Source organism: Seohaeicola sp. 4SK31 (assembly GCF_028802875.1).
In the GTDB taxonomy this organism is placed as follows: Bacteria; Pseudomonadota; Alphaproteobacteria; order Rhodobacterales; family Rhodobacteraceae; genus Seohaeicola.
The window spans coordinates 12,333-28,493 of sequence record NZ_JARAMP010000033.1 but is presented as its reverse complement, the minus strand read 5'-3'; the positions used below and the strand labels follow the sequence as shown (position 1 = coordinate 28,493).

Below are 16,161 nucleotides of genomic sequence, written 5' to 3'. Positions count from 1 at the left end.
CGAAGCCACGAGAGCGATCCGTCAGGCTGAGGTCGGAGCCTCGCGGATCATGCTGGACAGGACGGAGAAGCGGTTCGGCATTCGACCGGATTGGCTGGCGGCCGACACGGCATATGGCAACGCCGAGAACCTTGGCTGGCTGGTCGAACAGCGCAGCATCATCCCCTTCATCCCTGTCATCGATAAATCAGAGCGGACCGATGGCACCTGGTCCAGATCCGACTTCGAATGGGACGAGGCGAATGATCAATACATCTGCCCCGAGGGTCACGCCCTCAAACAGTATCGCCGGAACTACTCCGATCCGAACCGGGGTCAGGACACCGGCGGGCGGAAGAAATATCGTGCCTTGAAGGCGACATCTCAGGCCTGTCCATCCAAGGAAAGCTGCTGCCCGAAAGCGGAGGCCCGATACGTCACCCGTGAACCCCACGAGGAAGCACGCGAGTTCGCCCGCGAATGCCGCAAAACCAAGGCTTACAAGGTATCCCGCGACAAGCGTAAGAAGGTGGAGATGCTCTTCGCCCATTTGAAGCGCATCCTCGGCCTGAGCCGGCTACGCCTGCGCGGCCCCAATGGTGCGAAGGACGAATTCCTCCTCGCCGCCATCGCCCAGAACCTACGAAAACTCGCGAAGCTGCGGCCTCAGTGCGCCAACTCGGAGGCCACGGCATGATCTGAGCGGCCAGATAGACGCCTCAAGGCGGCGCGACGGGCGATTGCCCGAACCAAACGGCGACATCCAAGACTGAGGCCAGCCAAAAACGCGTTCTCAGGCCGACTTTTTCAACAAAATCGGCGGAGAGTTGCCATTCGCTGCAAACTACACGAATGACCGCCTTCTTTGTCCGTTTTGATTGCAATCCATCTCTGTTTCTGGCTGCTGGCCTCGAATGCGTTGCGGTTGTTGGCGCAAGGCATGGTGGACTTGCCCGGCTTTTGTGGAGAGCGTTTAGCTCACTTCCCTTGCCATTCGCTCGTAGGCGATGGGGCTCTAGAAGCCGAGCTATGAATGCCGCCTGAGGATGGGCGGTGTGCCACTTCCTCATCGATGCCACCGATCAGCGCAGCGTCCCACAAAAACCGTTGACGTAACGAGAAGTATTAGCAAACCTCTACCGCGGAGATCGTATTTTGCGAAAGCTAAATTCAAGCTCTCCATTTACATCTTGGGAGGATGACATGAGTTTCACTAAACTGGCAGCAGCCTTGCTATTGAGTAGTGCCATGGTGGCCCCTGCCATGGCACAAGACAACATGGACAAGCTGTCGAATATGCAGCGGACTGACGCGACCTTCACATACGTGGAGCAAGAGGGTGCCACAGCCGAAGCCCTGCGCGCCATCGTGCCGCACATCAACGTGCCGGATGGCTTTGAAGTAAGCCTCTATGCCGTGGTGCCGGATGCCCGCTCTATGGCTGTGGCGCCGCAGGGGACGGTGACCTTCGTTGGCACTCGCAAGGACAAAGTCTGGTCTGTCGTCGACCGTGACCGAAACCGCGTGGCGGATCAGGTTATGGATTTCGCCCCCTCGATCACGTTCGATGTGCCGAACGGCCCCTGCTTCTCGCCGGACGGTTTTCTGTTCATTGCAGAGCGTAACCGCGTCCTGACCTTCCCCGCCGCTGAGTTCTTCTTCGAAGGACCGGACCCCGCCGTAGGTGTTGTTGTGGCCAAGGGCGAGCTGGTCCCGGCCGAGGAGGAAAGCTTCAACCACACGGCGCGCGTCTGCCGGGTTGGTCCTGATGGCAAGCTCTATATCTCACTGGGTCAGCCCTATAACGTGCAGCCTGTTGAAAAGCTTGAAATGTACGACAAGATCGGGATCGGCGGCATCATCCGCATGAACACCGACGGTTCGGGTCGCGAGGTCTTTACGCGCGGCGTCCGCAATTCTGTGGGACATGATTTCAACCCCGCGAATGGCGATCTGTGGTGGACTGACAATCAAGTTGACGGTCTGGGCGATAACGTCCCCCCCGGGGAGTTGAATCGTCAGACCGAAGCCGGCCAGCATTTCGGCTTCCCTTGGACCAATGCAAGCTACGAGATCGCGGAATACAAGGATGTGCCGCGTCCGGAGGGCGTTACTTTCGTTGAGCCGCAGGTCGAGATGGAGGCCCATGCCGCCGATCTTGGCATGAGCTTCTACAACAAGTCGTCCTTTCCCGAAAAATATCACGGCGGTATTTTCTCCGCCCAGCACGGGTCGTGGAACCGGACCACGCCAATTGGCGCACGCGTGATGTTCACGGCTTTGGACGCTGATGGCAATGCCGCCTCTACGGAAGTCTTCGCCGATGGCTGGCTGGACGAGGAAACGGGCGAATATCGTGGCCGTCCCATGGACATCGCCTTCCTGCGCGATGGCTCCATGCTGGTGTCCGACGACTTCGCCGGGGCCATCTGGCGCATCGCCTATAACCCGAAGCCCGCCGAATGAGAGTGGCAACAATCACGTTCCTCGGCGGGCTTATGCTCGCCGGGGGCACTATGGCGGAAGCCACAGGCGACCGTGACGCAGGGCGGAAACTGGCGAACCAGTGCAGCACCTGTCATGGCCGCGAAGGCTTTGCCAAGATTCCCATCGCGCCGCATATCGGCGGTGAATCCTTTGGTTATATCTCAAGCCAATTGACAGCCTTTCGCGACGGCACGCGCGAGCATGAGATGATGACCGTGGTCGCCCGCAACCTCAGCGATGCGGATATCGCCAATCTGGCGGCGTGGTATTCCGGTCATACGGTCGAGGTCGATCTGAAGCAGGACCCGGCCCGCGCACCCGAACAATGCGTGGCCTGTCATGGCGCGGATGGCCTGCATCTGTTGGAAGACGCGCCAAACCTTGCGGGTGAAACGAACATCTACATCGACACGCAGCTCAAAGCGTTTCGCAACGGCAAGCGCGTGCATGAGATCATGACACCCATCGCACAAGAGCTGTCGGATGAGGAAATCCGCGCCATCGCCGATTGGTATGCCGCCGTCGGCCTCAAGATCACGATGGTCGAATAACCTTTGATTGGCCGGTTCATCCGGCCAATCACACCCTACCGCCGATCAGGGATTGATCCGGTAGACCAGATCAAGATTGTCATCCATTTCGTCCAGCAGGGCTACGACTTTGTGATGATCAGGGGCTTTCACACAGACCGGATCGGTTGCCCCTCCATCCCCGGCGATGGCCAGCGCCTGACAGCGGCAGCCGCCGAAATCCACTTCCTTGCGGTCGCAACTCCGGCAGGGTTCCGGCATCCAGTCGGTGCCGCGGTAGGCGTTGAAGGCGGAACTGTGGTACCAGATATCGGCCAAGGGCCTGTCGCGCACCGTCTCGAATGTCAGATGGGTCAGGCTTTGGGCGGCATGGCAGGGCAGCACCGTGCCATCGGGTGTCACGTTCAGCCCCGCCGATCCCCAACCGCCCATGCAGGCCTTGGGGTAATCCGCATAGTAATCGGGCGGCACGAAATCAAAGGCCAGCACCCCGCGCAACCGCTGCGCAGCCTCGGCCACCTTGGCCTTGACCGCCTCGGTCTGACTGCGCGTGGGCAAAAGCGCGCTGCGGTTCTTGACCGCCCAGCCATGGAACTGCACGCAGGCCACCTCAAGCCGTCGCGCGCCTAGTTCCACCGCCATCTCGATCGTGCGATCCAGTTCGTCCAGATTTTTGCGATGCATCACCGCGTTCAGCGTCAGGGGGATGCCCCGCGCGCTGATCTCACGCGCAATGGCCATCTTCCGGTCAAACCCGCCTCGATAGCCGCCGATCATATCCGCCAGCGCGGCATTGGTCCCTTGCAGCGACAGCTGGATATGATCCAACCCGGCTTCCTGCAAGGCATCCAACCGCTTGGGCGTCAGCCCAATCCCCGATGTGATCAGATTGGTGTATAGCCCCGCCTGAGCCGCCGCCTGCGTCAACTCTTCCAGATCGCGGCGCGATGCAGGCTCTCCGCCTGACAGATGCAGTTGCAACACCCCCAACCGCGCCGCTTGGCCGAACACATCCACCCAAGTGGCGGTATCAAGCTCGCTGTCCTTGCGCGCCATCTCCAGCGGGTTCGAACAATAGGGGCAACTCAGCGGGCAGCGATGCGTCAACTCGGCCAGCATGGCAATGGGTGGCGGTACCTTGGTCATTGTTGCACCATCACATAAAGCCGTGCGCGCAGGCTCATCAGAAAGCGCTGCACATCCGGCTCGATCTGCTCAGCCGGCGCCGCATAGGTGCGGGCCAGATCCGCGATGATATCTGCAAAACGCGCCTGTCCTGTCACACGGTTCAGGATGGCCACCCCGATCGCGTCCAGTTCGATGGCCTTTTCAGGGGCCAGCAACACCATCTGCCCGCGCACCTGATCCTTGTGCAGACGCACCCCGCGCGGCAGGCAGGGGCGGTCATCAGGGGCAAATTGCAGGCTCACGCCATCCCCTCGCCGGGTTTCCACGCGCCCGGCGGAATACGCCCCGGCACGACATAGGCCGAATGCAGCGCATCCAACTGCGCCCACAGCACCTCGGTCTTGAAGATCAACGCGGCGCAGGCCTGATTCTCCTTCTCAGGCGTGTCGGCATGTTCCAGCACCCAGTTCAGACCGTAAGCCACATCGCGCGGGGCCTGATCCAGACGGTTGCGGAAATAGGACAGGCTGTCAGTATTGGCGAAATCGTAATGCTCCAGAAGCCCCTCGATTCGCTTCTCATGGATTTTGGGCGCGAAGAGTTCGGTGAGGGATGAGGCAACGGCCTGCAAAAGCGGCATATCACGCACATAGCGGACATAGGCATCCACCGCGAAACGCGACGCGGGCAGCACACCCCGGCTTGAGGCGACATAATCAGGGTCCAGCCCCACCGCCTCGGCCAGTTTCAACCAGCGGCGCAGCCCGCCACCCTCATCTATCCCGCCATCATGGTCCTCGATCCGCGAGCGCCACGCGCGGCGAATGGCCGGATCGCTGCAACGCGACATGAAGGCCGCGTCCTTCATCGGGATCGCTGCCTGATAGGCCCAGCGGTTGATGACCCATGCCCGCACCTGATCCGGGGTGCATTGCCCGCCGTGCAGCAGATGATGGAACGGATGCTTGTCGTGATACCGCTCCTCACCGATCTGGCGCAACCGTGCCTCCAGTGTCTCCCGGCTCATAGCGAAATCTCCTGTCCGTCCTGCGCGATGGTCCAGCCCGATTTTTCCACCTCGGCCCGCTCGGGACCATGACGCTGCAACATCGGATTCGTGTTGTTGATATGGATATAGGTCTTGGCCGCGCGCAAACCCGTCAGCCGCGCCATCGACCCGTCCGGCCCGCTGACCGGGATATGGCCCATCCGCCGCCCCGTCTTGACGCCCGTGCCTGTGCGGATCATCTCGTCATCGTCCCAAAGAGTGCCGTCAAAAAAGATGCGATCCGCATCGGACAGTTGCCCGAGCACTGTATCGGTCACATCGGCACAGCCGGGCACATAATAGGCCACCTTTCCCGCTGCAGCCAGACGCACACCCACGGTTTGCTCGCCGATCAGGTCCGTGGCGACGGCGGCGCTTTCCATGAACAGCGGCACCTTTCCGGGCACGGCGAACAACCGGGCCGACAGCCCCGGCAGCAATTCGAAATCCCGCCCAAGGCTGACGCTGCGCCGATCCACCTTGACCGGGTTCAACGCGTCAAAGATCCGGTTCGCAGCCAGAATATCGAGTATCTCGCCTGTCCCATACAACACGAAGGGCGTCTGCTCGCGCAGCGACAAGAGCCCCGCGATATGGTCGAGATCCCCATTGGTCAGCAAAACCGAGGCCACCGGGGTATCGCGCAAGGCACGCGGGTGCATTTGGGGGCGGTCCAGCATCTGCTGCCTGATATCAGGCGAGGCATTTATAATCGCCCAACTGTCGCCATCCAAGGAAACAGCTAATGAAGATTGCCCGGACGCAGGTATGACCCCGCGCCGGGCATCTTCGCAATTTCGGCATCCACAGTTCCACTGTGGCAGCCCGCCACCCGCGGAAGCGCCCAAGACAAGAAACTTCACCTCAGGTCCTCCGCGTTACCTGTGCTTAGAACAGGTCCGGCTCGTATCCGCGGCGTTCATCTTCGGACGGGGCGTACATGTTGATTTCCATGCCGCAGTTGACTTCCTTAATTTTCGGCGCACTCCAAGACATTGGTTCTCCTCTCATATGTAGCTTGTTCATGACGAGGTTTTCGCATTGAGCCGCAACAAGCGTTTGGCTTTATCCAGCGACCTCACAGTCAATCTGTGGCGGATTCTCCGGGCATCTGTCAAGGCACACCAAGAGCGAACTCCAGCCAATCGGATCGCTTTACCAATCTTTGGCAGCCGACAACCGTGTTCAAGAACGGGCAGTCGTGCGGGCAGTCAGCTTTTTCGGTGGCTATTCGATGGGTTGGACAGCTGATAAGCTGGACAGCTGTCGCGTAGCCCTTAATTACGAGATGAGAAATCCAACGAAATCAGCGGCTGTGCTTTGCCCTTAAATATGATATTTTGCCCTTAATTCCGAAATTTTGCCTGTAAAGCTGAGACAGAGTTCGATCAGAGATACTACGGAAAGACAAGGAAACTCCACTGGAAGGCGCCGGAATCTCGTATTTAAGGGTAAAATTTGGGGATCAAAGTGCCATGTCTCGGAATTAAGGGCTAAGCGACAGCGGGTTATCACCTCTGGAGCCTTGCGGGCCTTGGGCAGCAGGGCGATCGAATGGAAGCGGCAGTCACGGCCGCGCGGATCGCGGCCAGCGAGGGCAAGGGAGCAGTCTTTGCACCTCTGGCCATGGGTGGGGCAGGGGGGCTGCGCGCTGGCGGCCCACCCGCTGATCGTTTGGCGCGTTGGCTTGAGGGGATGGAGACGGCATGTCTGACAGCAATGCGGCACCTAGACGATGTCGAAGCATGGTCAGCGCGGGCGGAAGCCGAAATGACACCGCTTTCGGGCAAGACCCCGCGCGCCTTGCGCGCTGTGCTTACCGAATGGCCCCTTGTCTCTACCCCGATGGGCGAGGTCCTGACCAACGCTAGCCGTGCCGCCGTTCAACGCAATATTGCCTGGATGGAAGCGCGAGGCCTGATCCGCGAGGTGACCGGCCAGGGGCGATTCAAGATATGGGTAGCGGCACGATCTTGAATCTTCCAGTTCGATGCATGGGAGCTTCAAGAGTTCGGGAAGTTCGTGTCATAGTTTTCAGTTTCCAGAAATCGCGTCGAGCACCGGACAGTTGGGGACTTCGGCGCCAGAACACCTGGATGCCGTTGCAGCGAGGACGGATTCGATCCGCCGGAGATCCGCGATCTTCGCCCGCACGTCCGCAAGGTGACGTTTTGTCCGCTCCTTGACCTCGGCGCAGGTCGGCGCGGCACCATCGTCGAGCCCCATCAGCCCGCGAATGTCCTCCATCGAGAACCCGATCTCGCGGGCGCGCAGGATGAAGCGAAGGCGCGTGGCGTGTGCGGCGGAATATATCCGGTAGCCTGCGGCGCTGCGCGGCGGGTCGGGCAGCAGGCCGGTTTTCTCGTAATAGCGGATCGTCTCGATGTTGCATCCGGTCGCCCGGGCCAGGTCGCCGCGTGTTAAGCTGCTCTCGCTTTCGTGATCGATCATGGGGGTTTTCCTCTTGAGCCTGTAGCTACTACAGACCCTACACCCATCGTCAACCACAGACGAAAGGTGCGCGACATGGCGCTGACAGACGACAGAACTGACACCTCAGCAGCGGATCGCCCCGCCCGAAAGGGCTGGCTTGCGGCGGGCGGGGTGATGGGCGCCTTTCTCGCCTCGGCCTGCTGTGTCGGACCATTGGTGCTGCTGACCCTCGGTATCTCGGGGGCCTGGATCAGCAACCTGACGGCGCTGGAGCCCTTCAAGCCGATCTTCGCCGTGATTTCGCTCGGCTTCATCGGGGCGGGATTCCGGCAGGTCTATTTCCGCAAACCGACCGTCTGCGAGCCCGGTTCCTACTGCGCGCGCCCATCCTCGGCGCGCATCACCAAGTCCGCTCTCTGGACCTCCCTGATCCTCGTCCTCGCTGCACTCACCATCGACTGGTGGGCTCCGCTTCTCTACTGATCTCGAAAGGACACCCTCATGAAGACGATCCTTGCCCTTGTTCTGTTCGGCCTGACCGCCACAGCACCCATCACGGCCATCCCTGCCGTCGCGCAAACCGTCGCCGCCGAGCAGACCCTCACCTTCGCGGTGGACAATATGACCTGTGCGCTGTGTCCGGTCACCGTGAAGCGCGCGATGGAGGGCGTCGAAGGCGTGCACGCGGTCGAGATCGACTTCGAGGCGCGCACCGCTACTGTCGTCTTCGACACCGCCGCGACCAGCGCAGAGGCGATCGCCACCGCGTCGGCCAATGCAGGCTACCCGGCGCGCGTCTCGGGTTGACGGGATGACCGAGCGGACAGACCGCAAGCTGATTGCAACATGTGTCGTCGGCACCGTCATCGCAGCGCTCTGCTGCTTCACGCCGATCCTGGTCGTTCTTCTCGGCGCCGTGGGCCTGTCGGCCTGGCTGGGTTGGCTCGACTATGTGCTGCTGCCCGCGCTGGCGTTTTTAATCGGCCTAACCATCTATGCCGTCTGGCGGCGGCAGCGGCGCAGGGCATCTCAAGAAAATGGATGAGTTCATGAAATTCGAAACCAAGGCGCCCACGGGCGATTTCGACCTCGCCGTGATCGGCGCCGGATCGGCTGGCTTCTCCGCCGCGATCACCGCCGCCGAGGGCGGCAAGCGCGTCGCGCTGATCGGGCATGGGACCATCGGCGGCACCTGCGTGAACGTGGGCTGCGTGCCCTCCAAGACGATGATCCGCGCTGCGGAAGCCCTGCACAGTGCGCAGTCGGCGCATCGTTTCCCGGGCCTCAGCGGAGAGGCGCAGGTCGCCGACTGGTCGGCGCTGGTTGCGGCCAAGGACGATCTTGTCGCTACACTGCGCCAGAAGAAGTACGCCGATCTGCTGCCGGGCTACGAGGGTGTGACCTATCTCGACGAGGGTCCAGGCCGTCTCGTCCCCGGCGGGGTCGAGGTCGGCGGGCGCAGGATCACGGCTCCCAAGGTGATCGTCGCCACCGGCGGTCGACCGGCCAGGCCCGACATCCCTGGGGTCCGGGACGTACCAACGCTCGACAGCACGTCGCTGCTGGATCTGGACCAGTTGCCCGAAAGCCTGATCTTCCTCGGCGGCGGCTATATCGGCGTGGAGCTGGCGCACATGATGGCGCGGATGGGCACGCGGGTTACCATCGTCTGCCGTTCGCGCCTGTTGCCGCGCACCGAGCCGGAGGTGGCGCAAGCGCTCACCGAGGTCTTGCGCGCCGGGAGTGTCACGGTTCTTGACGGCGCAACCTATCACGCCGCGCGGCGCGACGGAGACCGTGCGGTGCTGACCGTGACGATGAATGGCGCGGAGCGCGAACTGACGGCCGACCGCCTCGTCCTGACGACGGGGCGCGCCGCCAACACCGAGGGGCTGGGCCTCGCGGAGATGGGCGTCGAGACCGACGCACGCGGTGCGATCCGGGTTGGCGACGACATGCAGACCACAAAGCCCGGGATCTTTGCCGCGGGTGACGTCACGGACCGCGATCAATTCGTTTATATGGCCGCCTATGGCGCCAAGTTGGCCGCCCGCAACGCCGTCATGGGCGGGGCCGAACAATACGACAATGCGGCGATGCCCTGGGTGGTGTTCACTGATCCGCAGGTCGCCGGGGTCGGGCTGACTGAGGCGCAGGCGCGCGCGGCGGGTCATGACGTCAAGACCAGCGTGCTGACCCTCGACAACGTGCCTCGCGCGCTTGCCGCGCGCGATACGCGCGGGCTGATCAAGCTGGTCGCGGACCGGGCGACAGACCGTCTGCTTGGCGGCGTGATCATGGCGCCGGAGGGGGCAGACAGCGTGCAGACGCTGGTCATGGCGCTTAAGATCGGTATGACGACGAAGGCACTCGGCGAGACGATCTTCCCCTATCTGACAACGGTCGAGGGGCTGAAACTCGCCGCGCAGACTTTCGACAAGGATGTCGCGAAGCTGTCGTGCTGCGCTGGATGAAACGAGCAGATTTATCCAGCTGTCGCGTAGCCCTTAATTGGGCTCTGCCTCAATCTGTGTGGCGGAACGGTAGCATTCTCGCCCGCAACAATTCTGGACCGGCCCGACCGTACATGGCGCGTTTGAGGGTTTTCAGGCGGTTGATCTGACCTTCCGCCTGGCCGTTGCTCCAGGGCATCTCGATAGCGTTTTTTATCGCATCGAAATCTCGGTTCAATGTGCGTGCGAAGCGCACGATGGGCGCCAGGTCGGTTTCGATCGCGTCGTCGATCCATGCAGGGAGCGGGTCTGCCTCGCGGCCACGCAGGATACCGTTGAACCGCATGACGAGGCAGCGCATCGTTGCGAAGGCGGGAGAGCCAGCCTTGAGCGCGTCGACTTTCCGCGCCTGATCCGGGGTGAGTTTTCCGCGGGGTTTGATACACAGCGCTGCCGCGATGACCGGGGAGATCGCGTGCCCCGTTTCCGGGTCCCGGACCGGTTCCAGGATCTGGTGCTCCAAGGCAGGGCCCTTCGCTTGCTTTTCGGCTCTGCGCCACCCCGCCAGCAGCCGCTGCAAATGCGTCGGGCTCCCCTCGTAGCCACGCTCTCGGATCAGACGGAACAGGGCGCTTCCAGTTCGAATTCCGCCATTCCAGCTTTGGCTCAGGAACTCTTCAAAGTACCACGGCGAAGTCGGCTTCAAAGCTGCCCGCCTGCGGTCCGGCGGCGTCTCGAACTGCAGCCATTTCGCGATGCTGCGACGAGGGAACCCTGTTCGCCGCCCAATCTCGCTGCAGGTAAGCCCCTGATTTCGGAGCACATGGATGGTGGTGAAAATCTCTTCCCGAGACGTCCTGTGCGCAAGGCGTGACTTCAGAAGGCTTCCGGCGGCGGTGATGTTGTCGGCGTCGGACAGCAGCGCCCTGCCGGTCGCACGGCCGTGAAGGTTCATCTGCTCCTCGATGGCCTGCCGCAGGTTCTGCACGATATGGAACCGGTCAGCGACCTGCTTCGCTTGCGGCGCTCCTTGCCGTGCAGCCTGGGCGTAGAGACCGCACCGATCTCTGCTGATCACTTCCACCTCGGGGTGACGCTTCAGCCAGTTGGTGCAGCTGACGACATCTCGATCCTCGAGAATGTCGATCACCGCGCGACGCTCCAGATCCACAATGATCGTGCCGTAGGTTTGCGACTTCCGCCAGCTCCAGTCGTCGATCCCGATGACCGTCGGCGGCTCGGCGGTGCCTTGAACACACTTCTTCAGCTGCCTGAGCACCGTGTCATCGCTGACCCCAAGGCCCAAACGGTACAAGAGCCGCTCGGCGGGCCGCCCGCCGGCCGCATGCCCAAGATGGCTGACAATCTCCCCGGCACGCGAAGTACGACGTGCAAAAGGACGCGCAATCGAGGCGATCTGGTCCGAGAAAGTCCGGCGTGGGCAAGCGGGCGCCAAACATCGCCAACGGCAAACCGCGAGATCAACCGTCACCTCGTCTCCATGGGCGGGATAATCCTGCAGCCGCCGACGCCGCCAGCCGTGACGTCGGCGTGAATGCAATCCACAGTCTGGGCAGATGCCGTTTGGTGTCAGACTGCCCGATACAATCCACCCGCCGGAATCACTTCGCTCGACGCTTTGAATCGAAACTTCGCCCCCAGGCGACCAGTGCTTCTTCGAATTCACAACTATCCCTCCTGAATTTTCCAGTTTCAGGATAGTTCCGCCACACAAAGTGAGGCAGAGCCCTTAATTGTGAGATGAGAAATCCAACGAAATCAACGGCCACCCTTTGCCTTTAAATATGAGATTTTGTCTTTAATTCCGATATTTTTGCCCTTAAAGCTGAGACAGGGTTCGCAGCTTCGTGTGGCAAATATTGATGGATGATGATCGCGAAGACTCCGTTGCCGCTGGTGCTGAGGAGGCGCGCAGGGCGGCCGTTCTGCGTCCGCTTGTTCAGGCAAATCTCAAAGGAACTGGCAGTCTGGAAAGTGGCATCAATGACGCCGTTTGGGAGCTTGGTGTCAGCAGGGCGACGGTCTGGCGCTGGATAAAGCGGCTGGCGGAAGAGGGTGGGCGTACCAGCGCCCTGGCTCTGCGGAAACGCGGCCGCCCGACCGGTACGACTTTGATATCCAGTAAGGTCGAAGCGGTGATCGAAGAGCATCTTCGCAGATATTTCTTGAGCCGGGAGCGTTCGAGCCTGTCGCGCGTCGTGACAGAAATCCGCAGCACGTGCTGGCAACAGGGCTTGCAGCCCCCGACACGACGGACGGTTCAGCGTCGTCTGGATGCGATGGATGCCCGCGAAGTTGCGAAGGCACGAGACGGCGCAAAGGCGGCCCGCCAGAAATTTGCGCCGGTCACAGGTGAGAACAAGGCCAGTCAGCCTCTCGAGATCGTGCAAATCGACCATACGCCTGCGGACATCATCCTTGTCGACAGTTTTGAGCGCCAACCAATTGGGCGGCCTTGGGTCACGCTGGCGATCGACGTCGCAACGCGGATGGTGACCGGATATTACACCTCTCTCGAGGCACCTTCGCGTCTGTCGGTGGCGCTTTGCCTGACACAGGCTGTGGCCCCCAAAGCGGAACTTCTGGCGGAATTGGTGTGCAATGTTCCTTGGCCCGCGCAGGGTAAACCGCATAGCATCCACGTCGATAACGGGCGCGATTTCCGGTCGCATGCCTTTCGGTCGGCATGTGCGGAATGGGGGATCGATCTGGTCTATCGGCCGCCGGGATGTCCTCACTTCGGAGGGCACATCGAACGGTTGATCGGGACGATGATGGGGGCAGTGCACCTGTTGCCTGGAACAACGCAATCCTCGGTCGTGGCCAAGGGCGACTATGACGCCGAGGGCATGGCCACGATGACCTTAAGCGACTTCGATCGCTGGTTTGCTCTGGAAATCTGCCGCTACAACAACAGCATTCATTCAAGTATTGGCTGCACGCCCGTTGCCAAATGGGAGGCGCTCTCAGAGCAAATGATGGGCGATATCCCCTTCGAGATGGAAGCCTTTCGGGTGAGCTTTCTGCCAAGTGAACTGCGCAAGGTCAGGCGTGACGGCATCCATCTGTTCCAGATACGGTACTGGTCCGATGCGCTTGCAGGCCACATCGGGCGCGGGGATGGAAAGGTGGTCGTCCGCTACGACCCTCGCGACCTCTCGGTGATCTGGGTCGAACTGGACGATGGCCGATATGTTGAGGCGCGGTACAGAAACCTGGAAATTCCGCCCGTGTCACTCTGGGAGTATCGCGATGCGACGAGGAAGGCCCGTGCCCTTGGCAAGTCTGGGTCCAATGAACTGGTCCTGGCTGAGTTGATCCGACGGCAACGCCAAATCGAGGCTGAGAGCCGGGGCCTGACGAAGGCAGAACGCCGATCTCGCGAAAGAAAAGGGACATTGGAGGTAGCCAATTCGGCTGTCGCGACAACCGAAGGGCTGCGCGCGATCGATACGGGTGATACATCGCGCCCATTGTTCAAGGTGGAGAGATGGTGAATTGAGGGCAAAGACAACTGAGGAAGACGGTCGGATCGCCCTCATTCAATCGGATATCTGGATCGGCTTTCCGCGGGCCGAACAGGTGTTGGACCGTTTGCAGGGAATGATCGAAGCGCCAAGGCAAACCCGTATGCCTGGGCTTCTTGTACATGGTGCGTCGGGGATCGGAAAGACGATGATCGCCCGCAACCTGTCGCGCAAATATGCACCGGAATATGACCCAGCATCGGGAATTACGCGAACGCCGCTCTTGCTGTTACAAGCACCGCCAGCTCCCGACGAACGGCGGTTCTATCTGCACATCCTGGCGTCCGTCGGGGCACCGGCCACGGCACTGGGCGCACGCGCTCAAAATGTGGCCTCCCTCGAAGTCCGTGTCGTCGCGCTTTTGCGCGATCTTGGCCTGCGGATGATTATGATCGACGAGGTTCACAATCTCTTGGCCGGGACCCACCGCGAACAGCGCCGCTTTCTCAATGTTCTACGGTATCTCAGCAATGAACTCGAAGTGTCGCTGGTCTGCCTCGGGGTCAGTGAGGCCGTCGATGCTATCCGTGGTGATATCCAGCTTGCCAGGCGGCTGGACGAACATCATCTGCCAAACTGGCGCGACGATGCCGAGTTCTCGGACATGATCCAGACACTCATCGCGGCAATGCCCCTCGAGAAGAAATCCAATCTGAGGGTCAAGTCGCTCAAGCAGATACTTGCGCTGACCGGCGGGGTGACCTCGCGCATCTTCGCCCTGATCAAGGATCTTTCCATCGACGCCATTGTCACAGGTGATGAATGCATCACCGATGACGCAATCGCAAAATGGACGCCGGTTTGGTCGCGCCATGCGAACGCCAATCGGCGGCTCGAGAAGTCCGGGGTGTGACGCCGCACCCGCTGCCAAAAACTGTCGCGCCGCTGCCAGACGAGTTGTTGTCAGGTTGGTTGTCTCGGTTGGCTGCGGCCAACTACTGTGATGACGCCGAACTGCTGGCTCATATCAAGATCGATACCGCGCATGGCACCGCCTTGGACTTCAACATCGACGCGGCGGCGGCAGAGAAGATTGCCAGCGCTGCACGTGTCGCCCCAGACGTCGTGCGATCTTTGACCTTTCCAGCAATGACGCCACGAGAAGCCTCGCTGACGGCCCAGATGCCATTCCAGCATTGCCTGCAATGCTCCAGAGAGGGACTTTCGCTCAAGCATTGGAGGCGAGCCTGGGCATTCGACTGCCAGGTTTGTGGGACGAGACTTGTGCCAACGCTCGGCAAGGCCAGTGGCGAACAGATGCCCGAAAAGCTGATAAATCGTGCGCGCAACGGCGCCGCGCGGCTTGAATACGCCGCGCGATTGCGCAGTCTCAAGCAACTTCGGCGCGCAATGCGCGCGGTCACCTTTGCCATATCATTAAAGGCCTTCTGCGGAGATCCGGCATACGCTCTTCAGAGCCACAGACCAGAAGTGAGGCTGTTCGGCCTTGCTGCCATTGATGCAGCCCAATCCCGTCCACTGGTCAAAGCGGCCATCTCAAGCTCCGGCATCGACGACTATGCAAGGGTTGCTCTATTGCGCGCCTTCGATAAGGAGCCACGTCTGCTTGCCGCGGTCGATCACATCGCCCGGCAGCGCGCGAAAAGCATAGGCGCGATGGCAGTCGAATCTCATAATTAAGGGCAAAAAATATCCCCGAACGCGTCGTGTCTCAGATTTAAGGGCTCTGCCTCAATCTGTGTGGCGGAACTATCCTGAAACTGGAAAATTCAGGAGGGATAGTTGTGAATTCGAAGAAGCACTGGTCGCCTGGGGGCGAAGTTTCGATTCAAAGCGTCGAGCACGGAGCGGCGCTGTCGATCCGGCTGTTTCCGACGAAAGGCATCCCGGACTACAAGGCGGAATACCTTTTCGGCGAGGCGGTATCCCTTGACGATCTCCGGCGCGAGAAAATGGCCGAAGTTCGCAAGATCGCGGAAAAGGATTTGAACACCGCGCTGCAGCGCCCGATCGAACTGCGCCTCAACATCCTGGTCAGTGGCGGAACTTCGACCGGCAAGACGACCTTTGCCCGGCATCTGCTTAGCTTCGTCGGGGCCGATGAGCGTCTGGTCACGATCGAAGACGCGTTCGAGTTGTTCCCGCCGCAGCCCAACGCCGTGTGTCTGCTGTCGGAGCGTGACAAGGACTCGCCGCGCACAACCGACACTTTGCTGGCCGCGTCCCTGCGGATGCGACCGGATCGGATCATCGTGGGCGAGCTTCGCGGACGCGAGGCGATCACCTATCTCGAAGCCATCAACACCGGCCATGGCGGCTCTATCTCCACACTCCATGCCGAAACCGCCAGGTTGGCCATCGACCGGCTGGCAATCATGGTCCTCCAAGCCGGAACGCCGCTGACCTTCGCAGAAGTGAAGGACTACATCGCGCGGTCCATCGATGTGATCGTGCAGCTCGGGCGCACCGACGGTCGGCGCGGAATCACGGAGCTGTATTTTCCGGGGAATGATACAGGCTAACAGACACTTGGTGTTCGACGCTTCGAAAACGGCTGGGGCGTTCCACCAATTGTAGATGGCGCTCGACAGGAG

At 60.9% G+C, this 16,161-nt stretch carries 18 protein-coding genes and 1 pseudogene; 12 read left to right on the top strand and 7 right to left on the bottom strand.

The genetic code is table 11. The features are described 5' to 3' along the window. The 3 genes from PVW27_RS19220 to PVW27_RS19210 all read left to right on the top strand — a co-directional run. Positions 1–676, top strand: a 676-nt coding sequence (locus PVW27_RS19220; protein WP_274560513.1) for a transposase, incomplete at its 5' end; no start/stop codon positions are given. A gap of 506 nt (positions 677–1,182) precedes the next feature. Continuing rightward, positions 1,183–2,445, top strand: coding sequence for a PQQ-dependent sugar dehydrogenase (locus PVW27_RS19215; protein WP_432762105.1), 1,263 nt, complete (start codon positions 1,183–1,185; stop codon positions 2,443–2,445). Beyond that, positions 2,442–3,017 (top strand): c-type cytochrome, encoded by a 576-nt coding sequence (locus PVW27_RS19210; RefSeq protein ID WP_274560511.1) that lies wholly within the window; start codon positions 2,442–2,444, stop codon positions 3,015–3,017. Before PVW27_RS19215 ends, PVW27_RS19210 begins: the two co-directional genes overlap by 4 nt. A gap of 45 nt (positions 3,018–3,062) precedes the next feature. Here the strand turns inward: PVW27_RS19210 and pqqE are convergent, their stop codons facing one another. Genes pqqE through pqqA form a run of 5 tightly spaced genes read right to left on the bottom strand, consistent with a single transcriptional unit; the run spans position 3,063 to position 6,168 of the window. Further along, positions 3,063–4,142 (bottom strand): pyrroloquinoline quinone biosynthesis protein PqqE, encoded by a 1,080-nt coding sequence (gene pqqE / locus PVW27_RS19205; protein WP_274560509.1) that lies wholly within the window; start codon positions 4,140–4,142, stop codon positions 3,063–3,065. Beyond that, positions 4,139–4,426: a pyrroloquinoline quinone biosynthesis peptide chaperone PqqD gene (gene pqqD, locus PVW27_RS19200; RefSeq protein ID WP_274560507.1), complete on the bottom strand. Its 288-nt coding sequence runs from the start codon at positions 4,424–4,426 to the stop codon at positions 4,139–4,141. The genes pqqE and pqqD overlap by 4 nt, the downstream gene beginning before the upstream one ends. Beyond that, positions 4,423–5,151: a pyrroloquinoline-quinone synthase PqqC gene (gene pqqC / locus PVW27_RS19195; protein WP_274560505.1), complete on the bottom strand. Its 729-nt coding sequence runs from the start codon at positions 5,149–5,151 to the stop codon at positions 4,423–4,425. Before pqqC ends, pqqD begins: the two co-directional genes overlap by 4 nt. Next, positions 5,148–6,035: a pyrroloquinoline quinone biosynthesis protein PqqB gene (gene pqqB / locus PVW27_RS19190; RefSeq protein ID WP_274560504.1), complete on the bottom strand. Its 888-nt coding sequence runs from the start codon at positions 6,033–6,035 to the stop codon at positions 5,148–5,150. Before pqqB ends, pqqC begins: the two co-directional genes overlap by 4 nt. A 25-nt stretch (positions 6,036–6,060) precedes the next feature. Further along, positions 6,061–6,168: a pyrroloquinoline quinone precursor peptide PqqA gene (gene pqqA, locus PVW27_RS19185; protein ID WP_274560502.1), complete on the bottom strand. Its 108-nt coding sequence runs from the start codon at positions 6,166–6,168 to the stop codon at positions 6,061–6,063. Positions 6,169–6,669: 501 nt separating this feature from the next. On the opposite strand from pqqA, the pseudogene PVW27_RS19180 reads away from it, so the two are divergent. After that, positions 6,670–7,149: pseudogene (locus PVW27_RS19180) on the top strand (hypothetical protein); the annotation flags it as partial. A gap of 57 nt (positions 7,150–7,206) precedes the next feature. On the opposite strand, the gene PVW27_RS19175 reads toward PVW27_RS19180, so the two are convergent. Next, complete coding sequence (locus PVW27_RS19175) at positions 7,207–7,623, bottom strand: MerR family transcriptional regulator (RefSeq protein ID WP_274560500.1); 417 nt, start codon at positions 7,621–7,623, stop codon at positions 7,207–7,209. 75 nt (positions 7,624–7,698) lie between these two features. Between PVW27_RS19175 and PVW27_RS19170 the strand changes: the two genes are divergently transcribed. Genes PVW27_RS19170 through merA form a run of 4 tightly spaced genes read left to right on the top strand, consistent with a single transcriptional unit; the run spans position 7,699 to position 10,079 of the window. Next, positions 7,699–8,088, top strand: a complete 390-nt coding sequence (locus PVW27_RS19170) for a mercuric transporter MerT family protein (protein WP_043772411.1) — start codon at positions 7,699–7,701, stop codon at positions 8,086–8,088. 18 nt (positions 8,089–8,106) lie between these two features. Next, positions 8,107–8,412: a heavy-metal-associated domain-containing protein gene (locus PVW27_RS19165; RefSeq protein ID WP_038068071.1), complete on the top strand. Its 306-nt coding sequence runs from the start codon at positions 8,107–8,109 to the stop codon at positions 8,410–8,412. Positions 8,413–8,416: 4 nt separating this feature from the next. After that, entirely contained in the window at positions 8,417–8,650 is a 234-nt protein-coding gene (merF, locus tag PVW27_RS19160; protein ID WP_274560493.1) for a mercury resistance system transport protein MerF, read from the top strand. Positions 8,651–8,654: 4 nt separating this feature from the next. Next, on the top strand, positions 8,655–10,079 hold the full coding sequence (gene merA, locus PVW27_RS19155; protein WP_274560491.1) for a mercury(II) reductase: 1,425 nt from the start codon (positions 8,655–8,657) through the stop codon (positions 10,077–10,079). Between the two features lie 49 nt (positions 10,080–10,128). Here the strand turns inward: merA and PVW27_RS19150 are convergent, their stop codons facing one another. Beyond that, positions 10,129–11,745: an ISL3 family transposase gene (locus PVW27_RS19150; RefSeq protein WP_432762104.1), complete on the bottom strand. Its 1,617-nt coding sequence runs from the start codon at positions 11,743–11,745 to the stop codon at positions 10,129–10,131. A 196-nt stretch (positions 11,746–11,941) separates the two neighbouring features. Between PVW27_RS19150 and PVW27_RS19145 the strand changes: the two genes are divergently transcribed. The 4 genes from PVW27_RS19145 (at position 11,942) to PVW27_RS19130 (ending at position 16,089) form a co-directional block, all read left to right on the top strand. Next, positions 11,942–13,576, top strand: coding sequence for a Mu transposase C-terminal domain-containing protein (locus tag PVW27_RS19145; protein WP_274560489.1), 1,635 nt, complete (start codon positions 11,942–11,944; stop codon positions 13,574–13,576). Position 13,577: 1 nt separating this feature from the next. Next, the gene (locus PVW27_RS19140) at positions 13,578–14,459 is read left to right on the top strand and encodes a TniB family NTP-binding protein (protein ID WP_274560487.1); all 882 of its coding nucleotides are present in this window, start codon (positions 13,578–13,580) and stop codon (positions 14,457–14,459) included. Then, complete coding sequence (locus tag PVW27_RS19135) at positions 14,456–15,247, top strand: TniQ family protein (RefSeq protein ID WP_274560486.1); 792 nt, start codon at positions 14,456–14,458, stop codon at positions 15,245–15,247. Before PVW27_RS19140 ends, PVW27_RS19135 begins: the two co-directional genes overlap by 4 nt. Before the next feature lie 104 nt (positions 15,248–15,351). After that, positions 15,352–16,089 (top strand): CpaF/VirB11 family protein, encoded by a 738-nt coding sequence (locus tag PVW27_RS19130; protein WP_338019970.1) that lies wholly within the window; start codon positions 15,352–15,354, stop codon positions 16,087–16,089. Positions 16,090–16,161: the final 72 nt, after the last annotated feature.